The organism is Paenibacillus sp. OSY-SE (assembly GCF_000283315.1).
Classification (GTDB): Bacteria; Bacillota; Bacilli; order Paenibacillales; family Paenibacillaceae; genus Paenibacillus_B; species Paenibacillus_B profundus.
Window position 1 is genome coordinate 1 of the sequence record NZ_ALKF01000131.1, and the last position, 22348, is coordinate 22348.

The 22348-nt window shown below is 51.1% G+C and carries 15 protein-coding genes and 1 riboswitch; all 15 genes read right to left on the bottom strand.

Translation table 11 applies throughout. The features are described from left to right. Positions 1–347: 347 nt before the first annotated feature. The 15 genes from A372_RS0102370 to A372_RS0102440 all read right to left on the bottom strand — a co-directional run bounded on the left by A372_RS0102370 (position 348) and on the right by A372_RS0102440 (position 21853). Positions 348–1037, bottom strand: a complete 690-nt coding sequence (locus A372_RS0102370) for a hypothetical protein (RefSeq protein WP_019419242.1) — start codon at positions 1035–1037, stop codon at positions 348–350. Continuing rightward, the gene (locus A372_RS0102375) at positions 1037–1930 is read right to left on the bottom strand and encodes an ABC transporter ATP-binding protein (protein WP_019419243.1); all 894 of its coding nucleotides are present in this window, start codon (positions 1928–1930) and stop codon (positions 1037–1039) included. The genes A372_RS0102370 and A372_RS0102375 overlap by 1 nt, the downstream gene beginning before the upstream one ends. Continuing rightward, complete coding sequence (locus tag A372_RS0102380) at positions 1923–2297, bottom strand: GntR family transcriptional regulator (RefSeq protein ID WP_019419244.1); 375 nt, start codon at positions 2295–2297, stop codon at positions 1923–1925. Before A372_RS0102380 ends, A372_RS0102375 begins: the two co-directional genes overlap by 8 nt. Positions 2298–2502: 205 nt before the next feature. Next, positions 2503–10785, bottom strand: coding sequence for a type I pullulanase (gene pulA, locus A372_RS35245; RefSeq protein ID WP_020424609.1), 8283 nt, complete (start codon positions 10783–10785; stop codon positions 2503–2505). A 320-nt stretch (positions 10786–11105) separates the two neighbouring features. Continuing rightward, the gene (locus tag A372_RS0102390) at positions 11106–11936 is read right to left on the bottom strand and encodes a MetQ/NlpA family ABC transporter substrate-binding protein (protein ID WP_019419245.1); all 831 of its coding nucleotides are present in this window, start codon (positions 11934–11936) and stop codon (positions 11106–11108) included. Positions 11937–11995: 59 nt separating this feature from the next. After that, positions 11996–12652 (bottom strand): methionine ABC transporter permease, encoded by a 657-nt coding sequence (locus tag A372_RS0102395; RefSeq protein WP_019419246.1) that lies wholly within the window; start codon positions 12650–12652, stop codon positions 11996–11998. After that, positions 12645–13673, bottom strand: a complete 1029-nt coding sequence (locus A372_RS0102400; protein ID WP_019419247.1) for a methionine ABC transporter ATP-binding protein — start codon at positions 13671–13673, stop codon at positions 12645–12647. Before A372_RS0102400 ends, A372_RS0102395 begins: the two co-directional genes overlap by 8 nt. A gap of 10 nt (positions 13674–13683) precedes the next feature. Continuing rightward, positions 13684–14859: a M20 metallopeptidase family protein gene (locus tag A372_RS0102405; protein ID WP_019419248.1), complete on the bottom strand. Its 1176-nt coding sequence runs from the start codon at positions 14857–14859 to the stop codon at positions 13684–13686. A gap of 260 nt (positions 14860–15119) precedes the next feature. After that, a complete protein-coding gene (locus A372_RS0102410; RefSeq protein WP_019419249.1) occupies positions 15120–16001 on the bottom strand; it encodes a phosphoribosylaminoimidazolesuccinocarboxamide synthase in 882 nt (293 codons plus the stop codon). A 165-nt stretch (positions 16002–16166) separates the two neighbouring features. Beyond that, a complete protein-coding gene (gene purB / locus A372_RS0102415) occupies positions 16167–17465 on the bottom strand; it encodes an adenylosuccinate lyase (RefSeq protein WP_019419250.1) in 1299 nt (432 codons plus the stop codon). Further along, positions 17458–18675, bottom strand: coding sequence for a 5-(carboxyamino)imidazole ribonucleotide synthase (purK, locus tag A372_RS0102420; protein ID WP_019419251.1), 1218 nt, complete (start codon positions 18673–18675; stop codon positions 17458–17460). Before purK ends, purB begins: the two co-directional genes overlap by 8 nt. After that, positions 18672–19187: a 5-(carboxyamino)imidazole ribonucleotide mutase gene (gene purE, locus A372_RS0102425; RefSeq protein WP_019419252.1), complete on the bottom strand. Its 516-nt coding sequence runs from the start codon at positions 19185–19187 to the stop codon at positions 18672–18674. The genes purK and purE overlap by 4 nt, the downstream gene beginning before the upstream one ends. Positions 19188–19391: 204 nt before the next feature. Continuing rightward, positions 19392–19492: riboswitch (purine riboswitch) on the bottom strand. A gap of 197 nt (positions 19493–19689) precedes the next feature. Then, positions 19690–20124 carry a universal stress protein gene (locus A372_RS0102430; RefSeq protein ID WP_019419253.1) on the bottom strand — a complete coding sequence of 145 codons (435 nt, stop codon included), beginning with the start codon at positions 20122–20124 and terminating at the stop codon, positions 19690–19692. Positions 20125–20197: 73 nt separating this feature from the next. Then, a complete protein-coding gene (locus tag A372_RS0102435) occupies positions 20198–20479 on the bottom strand; it encodes a DUF1294 domain-containing protein (RefSeq protein WP_019419254.1) in 282 nt (93 codons plus the stop codon). A gap of 453 nt (positions 20480–20932) precedes the next feature. Continuing rightward, positions 20933–21853 (bottom strand): transglycosylase domain-containing protein, encoded by a 921-nt coding sequence (locus A372_RS0102440; RefSeq protein ID WP_019419255.1) that lies wholly within the window; start codon positions 21851–21853, stop codon positions 20933–20935. Positions 21854–22348 lie beyond the last annotated feature (495 nt).

Here is a 22348-nt window from a genome sequence, read left to right on the forward strand (position 1 = left end):
CTCTGAGTTCATGGGAGAGTGGAGCTAAGGGTACTTCTATGCAACGTACTCTCTCTGAGTTCATGGGAGAGTGGAGCTAAGGGTACTTCTATGCAACGTGCTCTCTCTGAGCGCAGGGGAGAGTGGACCAAAGGGCGCTTCCATGCATCGTACTTCCTCTGAGCACAAAGATGAATGGAGCAAAGGATACTTCTATGCAACGTACTCTCTCTGAGCGAATTGTATAATGTAGCTAAGGACGCCGCTTCTTTACACGATGATCAGCTGTATTTATCGCATGTTCTTCCTCGCCACAACAAAGCCGCCAAGGTGTGTCCCTGACGGCATGGCAGCAATCATTTTCAATTTCATACGGTTGATTTGCGAAGAAACAGGTACGATAACAGCGCATAGACGATGGTCAGCGGCAGCATCCATAAAGTATGCTGGAACGCGGTATAGCCGGAGAGCCAACCGAACATATCGTCCCACCAGCGATAATATGTCAGTACTGTGACGGCTACAGCAGGAACGACAAGCATGATGGCCAATAACAGAATTAAGCCAGTCATCCGGAACCGCCGATTCACACTTGCCATTACAAATCCGAAAAAAAACAAGTGCATCATTACACTGAAATAAATCCATAGCTGTTGGAGCATATTTCCGTCATTCACATACGGCAGATGGAAAAATTGAACCCTTACGCCCCAGCCTCCCGTTAGCTGTGTCTCGATGATACCAAGCAGGAGCAACGCAGCTGCCGTAACGGCGCTTACCATTGCAACCATGGCTGCTGTCCCTAAGAAGTAGTCCTTCCTTCGCGCACTCAGGCTGATGGCGAACGGAAACGTCTGTGACAAGGTAAACATGCCTGCAATGAATAGATAAATAAAGATGGAGGATATACCACCCGTATAATGAACTTCTTCACTGCGTAGTAAGACACCGACTATAAGGTTTACGACAAAGCTAAACATCATAATCGACCAAGGGATGATGAACCATGTCCATTTATCTCTGTAATGCATTTTTATGATGCCGGTTGTACGGTTCATTAGGCTTCGACCGCCTTTCGTTCGAGATTGCCACGCGTCAGATAGACGATAAGCTGCTGCAGCGATACGGCAGCCAGTTCCAGCCCAAGCGCTTCTGCCTGCTTCTTGTCATTCACGGTCATGTCCCCAAATATGGTGGCCGAGGCCAATCCGCCGAACATGGAGCGGTTAATCACTTCTTTTTCCGCGGTATAAGCATCCACTTTGGAAGACGTACCGACTACCGTAAATGCGCGTCCGCGCAGATCGTCAGCATCTTCGTTCATAATCAGCTTGCCTTCGTCAATGACCAGCACGTGCTCTAACAGTTGGCTGACTTCGTCGATAAGATGCGTTGATAAAATGACAGTTCGCGGATGCTCCCCGTAATCCTCGATTAACCGGTCGTAGAACAAGCTCCTGGATACGGCGTCGAGTCCCAGATAAGGCTCGTCAAATATCGTTAAGGGCGCACGGCTCGCCAGACCTACAACGATTCCTACGGCAGAGAGCATCCCTCTGGACAGCTTCTTCATGTTCCGCTTCGGCGGGAGCCGAAAATCTTCGAGCAAGGCGTACGCATAGTCGCGATCCCAATTGGGATAAAAAGCTGCCGCCGCCTCCAGAACATCCACAACACGATAAGTATCCGGATACTTCTGGCTTTCCTTAATAAAGCAGATTCGGCTCAAAATGCGTTCGTTCTCATACGGATGCTCCCCGAATACCTTCACTTCACCTCTCGTCGGGAATAATTGAGCCGTAATCATATGCATAATGGTCGTCTTGCCGGCGCCGTTCCTTCCGAGCAGTCCATATATCTTCTCTGGCTCCAACGCAAAGCTCACTTCATTAACTGCCGTCGCACCACCGTATATCTTCGTTAACCGCTGCACCTCCAAAGTATTACTCATCGCGTTTCGCCCCTCTCTTAATCATTTCCGATAAATGCTCCGCCGTAATGCCGAGCTTCTCCGCCTCCTGTATCATCGACACGACATACTGTTCAAAGAATTGCTCCCGCCGCTTCTCCATTAATAACGTGCGCGCGCCCGTCGCTACAAATATGCCGATTCCGCGCTTTTTGTACAGAATGCCTTGATCCACCAACAGACTTACCCCTTTCGCAGCAGTCGCCGGATTTATTTGATAAAAAGTCGCGATCTGAATCTTGGAAGGCACCTGCGACTCTTCAAGCAGCCTCCCCTCAATGACATCGTCTTCAATTCGTTCGGCGATCTGCATGAAGATCGGACGGCTGTCATCGATAATGAATCCCATGATATCACCACCAGATTGGTTAGTTACTCGTGTAATTAACTATACTTGTTAACTTATTGGATGTCAATACTTGCTAACGCCCGAATTTCCACAACTTGTCCCCATTCGCGGCAATATAAAAAAACTCCCGAAGCCGCTATAAAAGCAGCCCGGGAGTTTATCTGTTTAAACCGAGTATTATTGCATGGTTATGCTTAACGCAGCCCTATTCAGCGATGTAATTCAATTGTAAAAGCAACCGCTTCAAGAGAGATCCGGCTTCCGCACGGGTTGCATTCGCGCCAGTGCGCAGCGTCTTATCCTCGAATCCGTTCATCAGACCGGAAGCTGCCACGGAATCGATTGCCTCCTTCGCCCATGCTCCAACCTGTTTGCTGTCTTTGAAGCTAGCCGCTGCTGCATCATTGCCCGCACCCAGCTGCTTCATTTCCGTAAGTGCAGCGGCATTCACGATCATTTGCGCCATCTGCTCTCGTGTAATTGGCTCATTCGGTTTAAACGTGCCATCCGCATAACCTCGAACAAGCTTTAACTCCACAGACAATGCGATTGTATCCGCAAACCAAGCGGAAGTTGACACATCTTTAAATGGCGCCTGTTGGATTGGGTGCTGACCTAGCCTGTCACCGTATCCCAATGCTCGTATAAGCATTGCTGCGAACTCAGCTCGGGTCACAGATGCATTCGGCATGAATCGCCCGTGCTCCTGGCCGTTGACGATGAGCTTAGAAGCCAACAACTCCAGGTCATGCTTCGCCCAATGGCCGTTTAAGTCCGCGAAGGTAGGCGCGTAGCTCAATGCCGCATAGATGCCAGCACCGTGATGCTTCATCGTAAGAACGGTATGCTTCCCATCTGCAGAACGCTCTGCCCGCGATGGAACAAACGAGAAGGTCTTCGTTGCCTCATTATATTTCACAGCCACAATACGAGAAGCAGCATGGTGTCCAGGCACGGTGATCGAACGTGCCGTGAAGCTGCCGTCTACCTCTAATGCTTCTAACTTGCCGTTTGCCTCCCAGCCTAATTGGAATTGTACTGCTGCCGGCACGTTGGAACCTATCAAATAGGATGCTGCTGCTTGAATCAGCTTTAGTTGTTCACCGGCTAGCTGCTTTATTTGCAACGCCAAGTTCAACGCAGCGTCGCCGCTTTCATTTTTCATTACGTGTGTCATCGGAAGACGGTAACTGCCCGCCCCCGTTTGCACGGCGATTTCTAGCTTCGGCTGCTCTTGAACGGCCTTCTTCAGCGCGTTCATCGGCCACACGATTCGAACTTCTGCCGATTCGTTAGGAATGGCGATTGTCCACTTATGTTTGTCCTGCGCTTTGCCTAACAGCTTCAACATGGTGTGAACCGACACGTCGCTAATTCGAACCTCGGCCGTTACCGTGCCATCGGCGTTCGTCACTTTGGTGAATGTTCCCGGCTCGTAACGAACACCATCTGCCGTAACTGTAAATCCCGCATCACCCGCTTCCATTCCACCGGTGCTGGCTGTTCCGTTAGCGCCGCCTGTTCCGCCGCCAGAGCTTGTGCCTCCATTACTGCCGTTTCCAGTTTCTGTATCAGGCTTCGTGTCAGTATCTTTTTTCTCTGCAGCAAGCACAATGGTACCGCCGTCATCCTTGCCCGGAATATTTACCGTAACCGTCTGCTCGGCGCTAACCACATAGTCGGTGCCGCTATATTCGTCCGCCACCTTCGTGCCAGGCGCATAAGGAACACGGAACGTCACTATCTCCTTCGCCTGGGCTTTTGGATTTAAGCCGACGATGACCGTGTCATTCTGATGGCTTTTTGCAAAGATCATATAACCATCAGCGTCTCCACCCGCCAGCTTCGTCCGCTCTCCCTTCGAGAAAGCCTTGGAATGAGCAGCGCGAATGTGGAGCAGCTTGCTGTAATGAGCGTGCATCTTCTTCTCCGCATCGAGCTTATCCCACGGCATATCGCCCCGGTTCTCGCTCAATTGTCCCTGTGACATATCCTTGGCATTAGCGCCCGATCGTCCCAGCTCTTCCCCATAGTAGATGACGGGCTGGCCTTTTGCCGTAATCTGCAACGCCGCGGCCACCATCAGCTTGCCTTTGTCGCCGCCCACATAGTGGCTCAGGAAGCCATCCTCGTCATGGCTGCTCAGGAACTGGCCGAGCATCGCGGTGTTATCCATGCGCGCTTCACGATCCTGCAGCGCCGCCTCCGTCGCATCGAGCTTGCCGTTGACGAAATCTCTGGCCTTGCCTTTGAAATCAAAGTCCAGCAAAGAGTCCATCTCACCCGTCCTCAAGTATGAACCCGTGTTATCCACGGAAGCGCCGAAGTATTCCCCGATCAGCTTGAATTCGGGATTGAGCTCGGTCAGCTTGTTGCGGAATGCCTTCCATGTCGTATCATCCACATGCTTGACCGTGTCGACGCGGAAATAATCGATCGTGTCGCCGCGATCGGTTCTCGCCCGCTCCAACCAACCTGCCTGCCAGTTGATAATGGTATCCCTGACATGCGGAAGCTCCGTCATGAAGTCCGGCAGACCTGCAAGCTCGCCGCGGACTGGGTTCGCATCTGCGCTGACGCCGTCGCTTCTCAACATGCCCTCAAATCGCTGCTTATCCTCTGCCGTAATGCCTGGACTGCGATCATCCGGCTTTAGCCCATAGCCAGTATGATTAAGCACGACATCCACCATAATTTTGATGCCGCGATCATGCGCTTTCTCAATTAGCTCCTTGAACGTATCCAAGTCCCCTAAATGCTTATCGATTTTCTCAAAGTTCTTGCCCCAGTAGCCGTGGTAAGCATATTGCTTACCGTTGAAGCTCGCCCCTTGGTTGAAGTCGATATTCTCGACGATCGGCGTAATCCAAAGCGTATTGACGCCAAGCTGTTCAATATAGTCAAGCTTGTCGATCAGACCGCGGAAATCACCGCCATGATAAGCTTCCAAATGGTGCTTGTCATAGCCTTGCTCGGCTGTCCCATTGTTGCTAGGGTCACCGTCATAGAACCGATCCGTCAGCACGAAATAAATCCGCGCTTCATCCCAATCAAATCCGAGCTTGCCCGTGGATGCCGGCTTCGCGATAACTTCCACTTGTGCGGATGACTTATGCCGATTTCCGTACTCGTCAATTAGCGTAATCGGAATCTCCTTCATACCCGGTTCGATATCATCCCGAACCGTAAAGGAGTGCGCAAGCAGTTCCGTATCCACGTTGGTCGCCGCGCTGCCGCCCAGAGTCGATAAGTCTGCAATGATTTCGCGAATACCGACCATGTCTTTGGATTCATATTGAATGTTCAGCACACGATGCAGGCCTGCATAAATAGGGCCGCCCTCGATGGTCGCTTGAATTGCTAACTCTGGTTTTTTGTAGTTGACGATGGAGCGTCCGTTCACCGTGTTCTTCGGATCGGTAAGTTCCGTCGTGCTGCCGTCCTTAGTTACAACAAATTTGTATTCATACTCCCCAGTAACCGCATCCTTCAGCGTGTATACATAGCGCTCATTGTCGGTATCATACATCATCGGATAAGCGGTGCCGTTGACGACAATTTCAACCTTGGAAATTCGGTCCAGCTCTCCGCTCTCGAATAACGCATCGTCCCGGTAATAGAACGTAATATTCCCGTTGTCGAGAACTGGTCCCGTCACGGCAGGCAGCGTTCTAAACGCCGATTGTCCGCTATAAACGTACACCTTGGTCAGCGTATCATTCAGATTCGTGCGTATAAATCGGTCGGAATCAGTGTCCTTTTCCTCCCAATCGCCCTTCTTAATAATAAATCCGATGCTTTCCGTCTCCGGCCCGACTTCGATCATCGCCGTTGCCATGCCGTTCTCGTACCGTTGGAACTCATGTCCATCGTCCTGTACGCCTGTCTGCCATACCCATAATCCCCACTTATCATAGTTAGTGTCTGGGCGAACGTAATTAATTTGTACGTAACGCTTCAAGAGCGGCTTGACTGCAACCTTCTGCGAGGCTTGAGCAGAGCCGGCTTGAGCCGTAATCGTGGCGGTTCCTTCTTGAACGCCGGATACCTTCCCGGCGCGATCAACCCGTGCCACTGTCGGATCAGAGGAGCTCCACCGCACGCTCGCGCCAGACATCGTCTGTCCGAACTGATCCTTGACTACAGCCGTAAAAGGCGCCGTACGCCCTATATAAAGTTGCTCTGTACCGTAAATAGTCAGCGTGGTCGGCTCCAGCTTGGCAACCGTTACCTTGACTTGGGCTTGAAGCTGTCCGGAGGCCGCTGTCAGGACGGCTGTTCCTTCCTTCATCGCGGTAACTTTACCCGCTCCGCTAACTTTGGCGACTGCTGCATCGGAGGTAGTCCACGTCACCTTCTCCGTCAACATCGGACGATTGTTCTGATCCTTAACAATCGCCGTCAACTGCTTGGAAGCCCCTGGCTCCAGACCGATCTCCTGCGGTTCTGCCTCCAGCTTCGCGGGCACCTGCGTATAATCGTCAGCTTGATCGTACAGCACCATCATCGACAATCCATCAACCTTCACCTTGCCGCCTTGTACCGTTCGAATCGTCTGCACGCCCGCAGCTGTATGGTCGACGACCACGTTCCATGTCTCATTGGACGGCAGCGCGACATCTTGCTCTACAGCGGCGCCATTGTAAATAACGGCAATATTACGCCACTTGTCACCATTCGCGTAGTTTTTCAGCTTAAAGGCGACAATCTGTCCGTCTTGACGGTACACCTCAAGATTGGAGGCTACCGCTTCCTTCGTCGTCATCCGGAAGGCTGGATGCGATGTGCGAAGCTCGATCAGCCCCTTCAAGTAATCAAACACCGGCTTATATTCATCCTTCTGCTTCCAGATAATCTGGTTAATCGCATCCGGACTCTGATAGCTGTTATGATCGCCGAATTTGCTTCGCAGCAGCTCGTCGCCCGCATGCAGGAACGGAATCCCTTGCGCAGTCAGCACGATGCCGTTGGCTAACAATGAGCGCTTTACGGTCTCATTGTCGAGCACATTGCGCTCCGTGAGAGTAGCGAAAGGATTCGTCTTGATGTCCGCATCCTTGCCTTGCGTCTTCAGCACCTTATCCCACAGATTCAAGTTGTCATGCGCCGTGACGTAGTTAATCGTCTCCGTCGGTGCCGCAGTGAAGTCTGTCGTCGCTCCCAGTACTCCCTTCACAATGCCAGCTTCCTGACCGCCCGCGCCTGTAGCGAACCCTTTAGATGCGTCGTCGCTGCCGCCCTTGATCGCCCCTCTGAAATTATCGTTAAACACCGCAAAGCCTTCGCCGCGCTGTTTGCCTTTCTCAATCTGCAGCTCGGATGCAAGCGGCGTATTGCCGCCAGACCAAGGCTCGCCGTACACGATGATGCTCGGATCAATCGCCTTCACATCACTGATAATGCCGCGTGTCGTATTGAGATCGACAAGCTTCATCAAGTCAAAGCGGAAGCCGTCCACATTGTACTGCTCCGCCCAATGCTTGACGGAATCCCGCACATACTTGCTGACCATCGGCCGGTCGGTCGCCACTTCGTTGCCGACGCCTGATCCATTCGTCAACGCTCCTTGAGCATCAGTCCGGTAATAATATCCTGGCACGATCTTGTCGAATACGGACAAGTCCGATTCCATACCGGTTACGAACGTGTGGTTGTATACGACGTCCAGAACGACACGAATGCCTTGATCGTGGAGCGCCTGCACCATGGCCTTGAATTCACGGATGCGCTTCGCCGGGTCCTCCTGTGCTGAAGCGGTCGCATAGGATCCTTCCGGCACGTTATAATTCACTGGGTCATAACCCCAGTTGAATTTACGTTCAGCCGATGCCGGATCATCCACCTTCTGCTCATTGACGGAGCCGAAGTCATAAGTAGGCAACAAATGCACATGCGTAACCCCAAGCTCCTTCAAATGGTCGATGCCCGTCTTCATATCCGGCTTCCCTGTGAGCGTCGTTCCGGTCTCCGTAAAGGCCGTAAACTTGCCGCGGTTAAGGGCAGACACTCCTGAATCGGAGCTGATGGAGAAGTCGCGCATATGCAGCTCATAGATGACGGCATCCGTCGGCTGCAGGAACGGCGGCTTCACATCCGCAGCCCAATTGGACGGATTGGTTGCTGCCAGATCGACGACCGCCGACTTCCCGCTATTTACGGAAGAAGACCGCGCATAAGGATCAAGCGCATACGTCATCGTCCCGTCCGGGAACTGCAGCTTATACATGTAATACGTTCCGTTCAGGTTGCCGCTGGCCGCAGCCGACCATACGCCCGTATCCGCATCGCGCTCCATCGGCAGTTCCCGGCTCGGCGTTTCCTTCGCCAACTCAGCGCTATCGTACAGGGCAAGCGTTGCCTTGCCAACTGTCGGCGCCCACACTTTGAACGTGCTGGCCTCCGGGCTCAATGTAACGCCCAGATCGTCCCCTGTGTACACATAGCTGTCCAGAATACCTCGCATCGTAAGCGGACGGTCGCGATAAATACCCCGCGGATTTCCTTCGTATCGAACGACATATGGATTCGATACATCGTCAATCGGATCGGTCAGACGAATGACAACCGATTTATCATCTTCCCCCTTTTCAGACCTGCCGTTTAATTTCACTGCGCCATTATATACGGCAAATGCCTTGTAATCGAGATCGCGAACGACATCATTCAATGTCACAAGTATCTCATTGTCCTGATCGGCAATTGCCGCACGCATCGATGGCTGCGACTTCGTCTTAAACGCAAACGAATACACCTGATTGGCCGTTTTGGTCTCGAGCCCCGTCAGCACGTCAGCGGGAACCGTTACCGTGTACTCCGCTTCGTAAGCCAACGGTTGATTCGGAACAATCATCAACTGCTGATCGCTGCTCGTGACGGCAGCTTCGATTGCCGTCGCCTTATCATCCATCAACGTTATCCCTGCTCCGGTAACCTCAATCGGCTCGGAATAGGTCATGACGATGGGCTGATCCACGTCAGCCTGCATCTGATGTTCGGCCGGCTCTGTACCGATGAGCTCCAGCCTATCGCTCATGCGCGCCACAACATACGCGCCTCCATATTCGCTCTGCACGTTAGGGGCTGCCGCTTCATTCCAGCTAGCTGCGCGCGCATTGCCGGCAGCTTCGGGAATAACATTGAACGCCCCATGCTCGGCATCTTGGTTGCCGCTCAACACGACGAGCGGACGCAGACGATCGCCGTTCTTCAGCTTCAAATGATGAAGCGGTATCGCTGCCTCGAAGCCGGATTTGCCATTAGCGGCGAATTCCGCACCTTTCTGTTCCGTCCAGCTGGACAGGATAGGCGTCTTCATATCCATGGAATCATACAGCGCCGCTCCGTTAATTCCGTTATCATGCTGCACACGCATCATGATATGGTATTGCGGCTTCTGAGCCGTGCCGCTAAAGTTATACGGGAACCCCCACGGATTGTCGGACACACCCGAATCTGCCTCATTCACATTTAAAGCAATATCGATAAATTGCCCCTTTTCTCCCCAGTTCGGTACTTCAGCATCTACCCAGACATACAGCTTCTTACCGTCATTTGTCAGCTTGACTCCGCCCAGTTTGCTTGGTTCACCGTATGTGCTATCGGTAACAGAAATGCCCAAGTCAGGCACCTCGTCCCACAATGCATCCTTCTCCCCGTCAATTAACGGAGAATAGGAGACGGTGTAAGCTTGGCTATAGCTCGATTGACGGCTTGGGTTCTCCTTCATGTTCCAATCGTCCGCGATAGCGTTATCTGGCATTTCGGGAATGACATCAAAAGCGCCATGCTCATCGGCCCTATCCCCGCTTAATACGACGATGGTTCGCAACTCGTCTCCATTCTTCAGGGGGAGCTGCTGCAGCGGTATAGCCCCCATCAATAAGCTTGAGCTTGAGTTGGCTGCAACCTCAAAGTAGGCCCCCTTCAGATCGCCTATGCTCAGCAACGGCGCCTGGGAACCGCTTTCATATAAGGCCGTTTCACCCCCAGGCTTGGCTTCCATCACAATGTGATACTTTGGCTTCGCCGACGTTCCAACATAATTAAACTGCCGATTCAACGGATTGTCTGAGATGCCGGAATCGGCACCGTTTACTTGCAAAGCAATGTCTATGTATTGCCATGGCTCGGCCTTGGCCGCATCGACCCGGAAATACAGATAGCTGCCGTCATTCGTCAGCTTCACCTGATCCAGCTTGAATCCCTGCCATCCGGCCGTCGGCGAAGTCCCGAGCGACTTCACCATGCTCCAATCAATGGTCTTGAGCGCGGCTTCCGCTGTTTGGCTGGTTTCAGCCTGCCTTAGAGCTTCAAATTGATTTTTTTCTAGAGTTTGACTCTGGTCTTGCCGATCCTGAAATGGTTGATCACGTTGATCAAGCAGTGGCGATAGAGCATAAACATCACCTCCAAACGTCCCCTGCAGCATGCCTACCAGCATTACACCGGCAAGCATACGGGAAATTGCAGCTTTCCATGTCCTCCGCATGCCTTAACCCCTCTCCTCAATTTGTGCAAACGTTTGCATTAAATAGAGAAAAAAACGGAACTAAAATCAGTTGATTTCTTTCCGTTATGGGATAAACCCCTTAGATGATTAACTGAAAACGCTTGCATCGTAATCATAAATGCTCCCCTATTCTCTGTCAACAGCAATTTGGTTACCCTGAACGCTATCTTCCTCTCCATCTATCTCACTGCTTCATCTGCTCGCACACGCGGCAGTATGGACTTCGGCTTGTTGGGCAGTCTCAAAAAAACAACCTTATTCCAATCGAACATTGGAACAAGGTTGCGATATCAGCTTGTTTACTTTAATTCATCAGGGATGACCCAATAGTTATCTTTATTATGCTCGCTCATATACTTTTTAAATTCATCGGATTTATAGGCAGCCACAATATCTTTCGCCCATTGACTCGTTTCGTTTCCTTTATTAACGACTACGTTCAGCTCCAGATCGGCAACGACATCTTCAGCCAGCAAGGATTTGGAGGCATCAATGCTCGCAGCATACACGATACTTCCAGGCAAGACGGCAAAATCAATATCATCCATCGCCCGCGGGATCTGTGAAGAGTCCATCATCGTAATATCGAGATTTTGTTTATTTTCGATAATATCGTTTTTCGTCGCAAGCGTCGGATCGATGCCTTCTTTCAATTTGATCCAACCTGCCTTCTGCAACAATGCAAAGGCGCGCGCCGCATTAGAAGGATCCTGCGGAATCGCAACCTTAGCTCCCGATTTAACGTCTTGTATCGATGTGAACTTGTTAGAGAAAATGCCTGCCGGCACAGTTGGAATATGGACAATCGGAACGAGCTGCGCGTCTTTTTCCTTGTTGAACGCATTCACGTAGGCAGTATGCTGAGACACATTAAAATCGATCGCATTTTCGGTTATGGCAACTTCCGCTTGCAACATATTCGAGAAATTTACCCCTTTAATCGTATAGCCTTGTTTCTCGAGAATAGGTTTGACTGCGGTATCGAATAATTCATTGTAAGGACCAGCCGAGACAGCGACCCGCAACGTTTTCTTATCACTCGCTTGTTCGTTGGAATTCCCGCAAGCCGCAAGCATGAACACGCTGACCGCAAGTAAACCCATCAGCAGCAGCTTACCTCTTTTTTTCATCTTTTATCTCTCCCCATTTGACTCCACTTATCTATTTCATTCTAGTGTTTTGCACGAAATTATTGCCTTCTTATTTTACGAGCCAGCACATTACCCAATGTTTGAATGCCCTGCACCAAAATAATGAGAATAATGACCGTAATCACAATGACCACCGTATTAAACCGTTCATAACCATAACTGATGGCAAGATCGCCAATTCCGCCGCCACCGACTGTGCCCGCCATAGCGGTAGCGCCGATTAAGCCGATGGTCGCAGTCGTTAGTGATAAGATTAAGGAGCTCAAAGCTTCAGGCAAAATAAAATGCCAAATGATCTGCAGCGGTGTCGCTCCCATCGCTTCTGCCGCTTCGACGATGCCTTGATCCACTTCCAACACTGAATTTTCAACAAGTCTGGCTATATAAGGGGCTATATATACGATTAAAGGCACAATCGCGGCATTAGTTCCAATCGATGATCCGACAATAAATTTCGTGAAAGGCACAATCGCTACAAGCAATATAATAAATGGCAACGAGCGTACAATATTGATTATGTTGTTTAAAACGGAAAAAATGGCGCTATTTTTTAAAATTCCGCCTTTGCGCGTAAGAACTAGCAGCAGCCCTAGCGGAATCCCGATAAGCGCACCGACAAGCAACGAAATACTTACCATTTGCAACGTCTCTTGTATGGCCTGAATGACTTGTTCACTTGTTATCGCATTATTCATGTTTCATCACTTCTTCTACCGTAATATGCTGCTTCGTCATAAAATGATAGGCTTGTTCAACCTGTGTCTCTGCTCCGCGCAGTTCAATAATGAAGTTGTTGAGCGTCGTGCCTTGCATCTCTGTAGCGGTAGCAAACAATATATCGACTTGCACATCAAATTTTTTGGCAATATCGAATAATAATGACTTTTGAGCGCTATTCCCAACAAATTTGAGTTTGAAAAAGCGGCTATTCCCCTGTGCGTTGCGGATACTGTCCAAAATAATTGGCGGCACCTCATCATGAATAACGGTGCTGACAAAATTTTTCGTTGTCATTGCCTGCGGGTTGCCAAACACATCCAACACATTTCCTTGTTCAATAATTTCTCCATTTTCCATCACAGCCACACGATTGCAAATGTTTTTAATGACATGCATTTCATGAGTAATGATTACAATGGTAATGTTATATTGCCGATTAATTCGTTCCAGTAATTGCAGGATGGATGCCGTTGTTTGCGGATCGAGTGCTGATGTAGCTTCGTCACATAAGAGAACCGACGGGTTGGTCGCTAAGGCGCGAGCAATGCCCACACGCTGTTTTTGCCCCCCTGAGAGCTCGCTTGGGTAACTGTCAGCCTTATCTTCCAGTCCAACAAATGTTAGCAACTCATGTACCCTCTGCGCAATTTGATTTTTGTCTGTACCGTTTAATATAAGAGGAATGGCAACATTTTTGAAAACAGTCTTTGAATCTAACAGATTAAAATTTTGAAATATCATGCCAATTCGTTTTCTTGCTTCACGCAACTGCTTGCTTGTTAAGCTGCCTAACTCTTTATTATCAACGATTACATGCCCGGAAGAGGGTCTTTCCAAAAAGTTAATCGTGCGAATAAGCGTGCTCTTGCCCGCTCCGCTAAATCCGATGACACCGAAAATGTCCCCTTGTTCAACTTTAAGATTGATCCCTGTCAGTGCTGCTACACTTTTTTCTTTGCCTGCGTACACTTTGTGCACATTTTGTAATTCAATCATTGTACCTACCTCATTTAAGTAAATAATGAGCTGCCAGCGCTAAAAATATGTTGCCTGCAACGAGCAAGGCCTGCTCATCGATATCAAAACGCGGGTGATGATGCGGATAAGCCGTATCCTGACTCTCATTTCTGGAACCTACGTTAAAAAACGCCCCCGGCTTGTGTTGCAGATAGTAAGCAAAATCCTCAGCCCCCATCGATGGTTGTTGATCATAGAAAACATCGTTGCCCAACAAATCTGCAATGAGACCGCGGAGCTGTTCCGTCTCCGTGTGCGGATTGACGAGCGCGGGATAACCATACGTATACGCAACGTCGTGGCCTGCGTCGTTTGCTTCACTGATGCCTTTCGTTATTGAGCGGATATCGGTTTCGATTTGCTCGCGCACGGCCTGATCGAATGTGCGTACCGTTCCCTCCATTCGCGCTTTATCGGCAATGACATTAAAAGCAGTACCAGCTTGAAATACACCGACTGTCACGACGGCAGAGTGAAGTGGATTCACGCGGCGGGCCACAATGTGCTGCAAGGCTTGCACGAGCTGACTGCCGATCACAAGCGCGTCTACGGTCTGATGAGGCTTAGCACCGTGACCGCCCTTCCCCTGAATCGTAATGGCAAACGCATCGGCCGCTGCCATGAAGGCCCCTTCCCGCAATCCAATCTGTCCAAGCGGGATCTCGCTGGACAAGTGAGCACCGTATATATAGTCTACTCCGTCTAGAGCGCCGTCTTCGATCATCAATTTAGCGCCGCCAGGCGGTTTCTCTTCGGCATGCTGAAAAATAAATACGAGTGTTCCTTGAAGTTGCTCGCGATAGCCGCTCAGAACTTTGGCCACACCAAGCAGCGTGGACGTATGCCCATCGTGTCCGCAAGCGTGCATAACTCCATCGACGGTCGATTTATAAGGAACATCGTTCTCCTCGTGAATCGGAAGCGCATCGAAATCGGCACGGAATGCAATCGTCGGTCCAGCTTGCTTACCGCGCAAATATCCAATAACGCCTCCGCCTCCTACGCCCACTTTCACTTCTATTCCGAAACTTGTGAGCTGCTCGGCAATAAACTTTGCCGTATTCGTTTCTTGAAATGAAAGCTCAGGATGCTGATGCAAATGTCTGCGCCAAGAAACGATCTGATCATATTGCTCTGCTAACTCGTTAATCAGTTGAGCTCTCATCTCTATCACTATCCTTAGCAAATAATTAAATTAATAAATTCCTATAGACTTAGTATGATTTAATTTATCACTAGTTACGCAAATAGTCAATTTGTATTTGTTAACACAAAAAAGCACCGCTCGGTTCATACCGTGGCGATGCTTCCTTTCCCAACTATCACTCATAAACGATTCACACTCCACATATGACAGTGGCTGTTCAATCGGTCCCCTATGGGCTCTCACTAAGCACGAACCATGCAGTCAGCTTACCCAATACCCTATGTCGTCAATCTTGTCCAAATGTCCACATACCGGCGCGTCGTCTCCTCAACGACGTGCTGCGGCAGCGAATCAGGCTTGCTGTTCTGATCCCAGTCCGAATTCGCCAAATAGGTGCGCACAGGCTCCTTATCCATGCTATCGATTTCAATGTCGAGCGCATAATTTTCCTTCGCCCAAAAACGGGAGCAATCCGGCGTGAAAATTTCGTCGATTAAGATGAGCTCTCCGTCGACGAGGCCGAACTCGAATTTGCAATCCGCCAGAATGATGCCCCGCTCCTCGCAGTAGCTGCGGGCATGCTCGTATAGCATGACGCTTTTGTCGCGCAGCTTGTCCGCCAGCTCCGTCCCGACCAGTTCCTGCATGCGCGCGAATGAAATATCTTCGTCATGGCCGACGTCGTTCTTCGCCGCAGGCGTGAACAGCGGCGCAGGAAAGCGCTCGTTCTTCCGCAGCCCGGCAGGCAGATCGATACCGTTCACGGCCTGCGTCTGCTTATATTGGCGCCAGCCGCCGCCGGTAATATAGCCGCGCACAACGCACTCAATATCGATGCGCTCCGCCTTCTTCGTCACCATAATGCGGTCGCGCAGCAGCTCTTTGTCCGTGACAACGTCACCAAGCCGGTCCACATCGGAATGCACGACGTGATTGCCGATGAGCGGCTTCGTCTCCTCGAACCAGAACGCGCTCAAGCGATTCAGCACGCTTCCTTTTTCAGGAACGGCCGGGTCCAGCACATAATCGAACGCCGAAATACGGTCCGTCACCACGATGAGAAAATGTTCCCCCAAGTCATACAGCTCGCGTACCTTCCCCTTATACACAAGCGGAGATTTCACCAAATCTACTGCAGATGATATCGCTACGGTTGACACGTTAACAGCCTCCCCCAAGCATGATGCGAATCAAAGCGGAATTACGCTTCAGCCTATTGCACGGCTAGCGGCCAAATGACTGGCCGACATAGCGAACCAGAGCGCATGACGCGCTCTATGGAGAAATTGCCGCACATAGGCGGCAACTCCAGTCTGGTTCACATTCTATTCAATCAATCCCACTTGCTTGAAAATCGTATCCACGTGCTTCAGATGCCACGTTGGGTTAAAAGCATCGGCAATCTCTTCCGCGCTCAGCGCGGACGTAATCTCCGGCGTGCTCTCAATAATATCGCGGAAGCTACGCTGCTCTTCCCATGCCTGCATCGCACGCGGCTGTACCGTATCGTACGCTTGCTCGCGGCTCCAGCCATGATCGATAAGCTTCGTCATAACGCGGCCAGAGAATGGCACGCCGAATGTACGCTGCATGTTGCGTTTCATGTTCTCTGGGAACACCGTCAAATTTTTCACGATGTTCATGAAACGGTTCAGCATATAGTTCATCAGCATCGTCGCATCCGGCAAGATGATACGCTCAACCGAGCTGTGTGAAATATCGCGCTCATGCCACAACGGCACGTTTTCGTATGCGGAGAGCATATAACCGCGCATCACGCGGGACAAGCCGGAAATGTTCTCGCTGCCGATTGGATTGCGTTTATGCGGCATCGCAGAAGAACCCTTCTGTCCTTTCGCGAACGCTTCCTCCACTTCGCGGAACTCACTCTTCTGCAGAGCGCGAACTTCAGTCGCGAACTTATCGAGCGAAGTCGCGATCAGCGCCAGCGTCGCCATATACTCGGCATGGCGGTCGCGCTGCAGTGTCTGCGTGGAGATTGGCGCCGGCTTCGTGCCGAGCTTCTCACAGACGAATTTCTCTACTGACGGGTCGATGTTCGCATAAGTGCCGACCGCCCCGGAAATTTTGCCGTACTGGACGCCGTCCGCCGCCTGGCGGAACCGTTCCAGGTTGCGCTGCATTTCCGCATACCAGAGCGCCATCTTAAGACCGAACGTCGTCGGCTCCGCATGCACGCCATGGGTGCGTCCCATCATTGGCGTATCTTTGTATTCAAGCGCTTTGTTCTTCAGAATTTCAATGAAACGGATCAGGTCCTGCTCAATAATCTCATTCGCCTGCTTCATCAAGTATCCCAAAGCGGTATCTACCACGTCGGTAGACGTTAAGCCATAGTGCACCCATTTCCGTTCCGGCCCGAGTGTCTCCGAGACCGCACGCGTGAAGGCGATGACATCATGGCGGGTTTCCGCCTCAATTTCAATAATCCGATCGATGTCGAAGCTTGCCTTCGCACGCAGCTCCACTGTATCTTCCTTCGGAATGACACCGAGCTCTGCCCATGCTTCGCAAGCGCATAGTTCGACTTCAAGCCAGGCTTTAAATTTGTTCTCTTCCGTCCAAATGGCCCGCATCTCCGGGCGTGAGTACCGTTCAATCATCGTTTACGTTCCTCCACATGTTCGTTTCTTTCATCCATACAAGCGCAGCGTCGATGGTAGGCGCCAAAATGTTAATATGCCCCATTTTACGCTTCAGCTTCGTTTCCGACTTCCCGTACCAATGCAGCTTCGGCGTAACACCGCAGCGCTTCGCGGCCGGATCATCGGCACGGAACCATTGTACCATGTCCGCAGCATGATCGCCGAGCAGATTCGCCATGACGACCGGCGATTGCAGCGTAGTATCCCCGAGCGGCAGGTTGCATATCGCTCGCAGGTGCTGCTCGAATTGGGATGTTCGGCACGCATCCATCGTATAATGCCCCGAGTTATGCGGGCGCGGAGCCAACTCATTAACGATAAGGCTGCCATCTGCGGTATGGAACATTTCGACGGCGATAAGGCCGACGACATCAAGCGCTTCGGCGATGCGCCGGGCCAATCGTTCCGCCTCCGCCTGCACGGCTTCAGGAATGCGCGCTGGTACGATCGATAGATGCAAGATGTGATGGCGGTGGACATTTTCGGCCACCGGGAAGGTGGCAATTTCACCTCGCGGACTGCGAGCAGCTATGACGGATAGTTCATGAACGAACGGAACGAACGCTTCCAGTATGAGCTCGGGCGTTAGCGCAGCGAGGGCGTTGTACGCAGCCTCGGCCTCATCCTCATGGCGGAGAATGCGTTGGCCTTTGCCGTCGTAGCCGCCGGTGGCGGTCTTCAGCACGCCGGTGCCCCCGAAGGCCGCCAAGTGCTGACGCACTTCGGCGGCAGACGCTACGGCCGCGTATGGCGCGACCGGCACGCCGGCGGCGCTGAGCGCTTCCTTCTCGCGCAGGCGATGCTGCGTCAGGCGCAGCAGGCGGCTTCCTTGCGGCACGTACGCAGCGCGCTCCAGCCGCTCGACCGCTTCGGCGGACACGTTCTCGAACTCATACGTGATGACGTCGGAACGTGCCGCCAGGCGATGCGCCGCTTCTTCATCGCCGTAGTCGGCCGCGATGATCGCGGCCACGTCCCGGCAAGGCGCATCCAGCGCCGGCTCGAGCGCGACGAAGCGGTAGCCCATGCGCACGCCGTCAAGCGCCAGCATGCGGCCCAGTTGGCCGCCGCCGAGCACGCCGACGGTCGCGCCGGGTGCAAGCACCGGCGCATCGGCGCGCGAGCTGCGCTCTTCCGGCAGCGTGCAGCTGTCCACAGGCGCCCTCATTCGAGGTCCCCCGTGGCCTGCACCTGCTGCCGCACCGCTTCCCGGCGCGCCTCCAAGCGGGCGCGCACAGCCCCATCGTGCATGCCAAGCATCTGCACGGCCAACAGCCCGGCGTTCGTCGCTCCCGCCGGTCCAATCGCTACGGTCGCTACCGGCACGCCGGCTGGCATCTGCACGATGGACAGCAACGAGTCCATCCCGCTTAAATGGGACGACTTCACCGGTACGCCGATGACCGGCAGTACCGTCTTCGCCGCCACCATGCCGGGCAGATGCGCCGCGCCGCCAGCTCCCGCGATAATGACGCGCAATCCGCGCTCGACCGCCGTCTCCGCATAGCGGAACATCTCATCCGGCGTCCGATGCGCCGAGACGACGCGGCTCTCGAACGGAATGCCCAGCTCCGCAAGCACTTGACACGCCAGCTTCATCGTCTCCCAATCGGAAGTGCTGCCCATAATGACGCCCACTAACGGCAGGCGTTCTTGTTCCTTGTTCGTCACGTTCTCCATGTAATCCACCCGCTTTCGACAAGTTCCATGCTTTCCCTATCCAAATAAATAAAAAAATTCAGTGGAAGCAAATGTCTCCCCTGAACGTTTATCGGTTGGTCAATATGAGAAATGAGCAAACAACGGCCGGCAGACCATCTATAACGAGCATGTCCGCGCCTCCTGCTCATCCATGAAGACAGAAGACGCCAACTTAAATAACCGCCGTATGTTCGTCATTCTCGTAGTCCAAAAATTTACGGTCTTTGGGTAGAAACTTCTGGCCATATTCCCAGAATTATACGAGAATCAATTATTCGATTATCAAGGCGAATCAACATTCGCCAATTATGAGTGCAACTTAAGTTTAACAAGGCGTCACTGAGGATGTCAACCATTAAAAGCGAATGATATTGTCATTTACATTTTCAATGTTCGGTTTTGAGTGCTGCGTGCTAATCAAGACGCCAAAAAACCGGCAACGATGCGATTTACGCCCATTGCCGGTCTGTAGAGAGATGCATTATTTCATGACGAGAACTGGTACTTTCGCATGCTGCACCACATGGTGGCTAACGCTGCCCAGCACGAATTCCTTCAACCCGCTCAAGCCGCGACTGCCGATGATGATCAGGTCGCACTTATGCTCTTCCGCTTCAGCTACAATCGATGGTCCAGCAGGACCCTGCAGCAACGTGACTGCCGCACGGTCGCCAAGCAGCGATACCTTTTGCTCCGCTTCCTGCTGAATGCGTTCCGCATATTCGTACAGCTCTTCATTCGTCTCGGCCGAGGCCGTCGCATACGCCGTACCTACGAAATATTGCGGGAATTGAAACACATGCACCACGCGCAATTGCGTCGTTCCGTTATTTTCTGCAATGCTAATGGCGTGGTCTAACGCCTTGCGGGAAGGTTCTGAGCTGTCATAAGCTACTAAAATGCGTTGGAATACCATACCTATCACCACTCTCTCTATTTTTCACCGCTATATAACCAGCATACCACAACATATTACTCTTGACCTATTTTTAACCAAAACGAATCAATATGAAACCAAACACAAAAATGTTAACGAGTAAAATAAACGGGATGCCGGCAGTAAACGTAGCGTGCTGCGTCTTATGGCGTTTGTTGTACATCGCCGTGAGCACACCCAGTGCTCCACCGAGCCATGCCGTCAAGAACAGCTTGCGTTCAGGGATGCGGTAACGCTGCTTTACCGCGCGTTTCTTATCGGTTACCATCAACTGATAGCCAACTATATTGACGATTAGCAAATAAATAAATACGACAAACGTCCATTCCTTCATCCGGCAGACATTCCCCCTCTCCTGTCTTCATTATACTACGATGCACCCACATCCATAAATAATGACTCGCTTAGGTTCCGTGCTCCAATACCTTGCGCTAGTTCCTTAGTAACACTCTCCCTCTTATTCAGGACATCCGTATAGCTGCGCTCAATTGCGTTACTTCATACTCTTCTCAGTTATCGTTGAGTTAATGGGGAGCGAGTCTATGTAACTCAGGTTCTTTGTTCAGGTTTGTTGCCTATGATCCTGCCTTAAGTTCCTTATCACCACTCTCCCACTTGTTCAGAATACAAGCATTCAAACATTCAAAATGACCTGCCCTACTACTTTCATCTCAATCGTCACTGAGTTAAGGGGAGAATGAAGCTAAGCATCATCAGACGATATGTATCCTTCATAAGAAAAGAAAAACACACGAACCAGGTCATTGCCCGAATCGTGTGCCATTTGCTATTTCTTATTTGAAACTACGTTAATTTCCGTATTCAACGCCTGGTGCCGCTCCGCTTCTGTAACCATGCCCAGATCGGCCATTCGCTTTAGGACGACTCGCTGGCGCTTGACGGCAAGGTCCATATTTTTAGCCGGGGAATAACGTTCCGGGGCCTTCAGCAACCCGACCAGCATTGCCGCTTCCGCCACATTAATCGTCGGCAGCTCACCGTTCGTAACCGTCGTTTTGCCGAAATAGTAACGCGCTGCATCTTCTATACCGTAACGACCGTGGCCGAAATACACTTTGTTGAAGTACATTTCTAGAATGTCCTGCTTGCTGTAGTTCCATTCCAAGTTCGCCGCGATTGCTATTTCCTTCAGCTTGCGGGAATATGTCTTATCATGCGTCAAAAACAGGTTCCGTGCAAGCTGCATCGTAATGGTGCTCCCGCCCTGGGCCTTTTTCTGCTTCGTCGCATTAATCCATACTGAGCGTGCCAATCCGATTGGGTCGATGCCTGGATGAAGACGATATCGATGATCTTCAATTGCCAACAGCGCATTCGATACATAGACTGGCATCTCCTCGATATGTACCCGATGCTGTCCTTGTATCGTCACCGCATCCCGTTCAATCTCCTGACGGAACGCAGCCAGCTTCTCCTGGTCCATCCATGCTGGAGCGATAGCGGCCATCCCTGCCCAGATTAATACCGGAACAATAAGCACAATTAACAAGCTATAAATAACCCAACGCTTCCACCGAATAGAGCGTGGTTGACAGGCGGTGCTTTCCATTGAGTCAGGTCGCAGTTCTGTGATGGCACATTCCTGTTCTGGGTCTTGTTTCAGCTCGCAGCACACATGTGCAACCTTCGTGTGTAACGGAATCAGAACCGATGCGTTAATCGTATATTCTCGTTTAATGCTTCTCATCAGACTCGACCTCCTTTCTATACTACCATTGTATGAAAAAGAAAGAGTCCGTCCCATCGAATTAACTTTCGCTTGCCTTACAATGCTGAAAGATAGTGCCGTTGGTATCCAACGTCAACTTATTAACATGTGGATATGACGATACTTATAAACCTTATAACTAATTCATTCGTCATCCTTTGTGCATACATTACTTAAAAAGGGAGCGATAGTCGCACTTACCCACGGGTTATGAACATTTATAGAGGAAAGTGTGAATTAAAACAATATAATAAAGCACTTCTTCATCTAGTTTGCTGACTTATCAACTTGTGGATTATTTCCAAAAGATGATGTCATAAATCATAGTTACTCACAAGTCCACAAATTATGGGGATAAGTTGTGGACAAGATAAAAAACCACTAACATAATGTCAGTGGTTTGTCTGCTTGGCAACGTCCTACTCTCCCGGGACCCTGCGGTCCAAGTACCATCGGCGCTGGAGGGCTTAACGG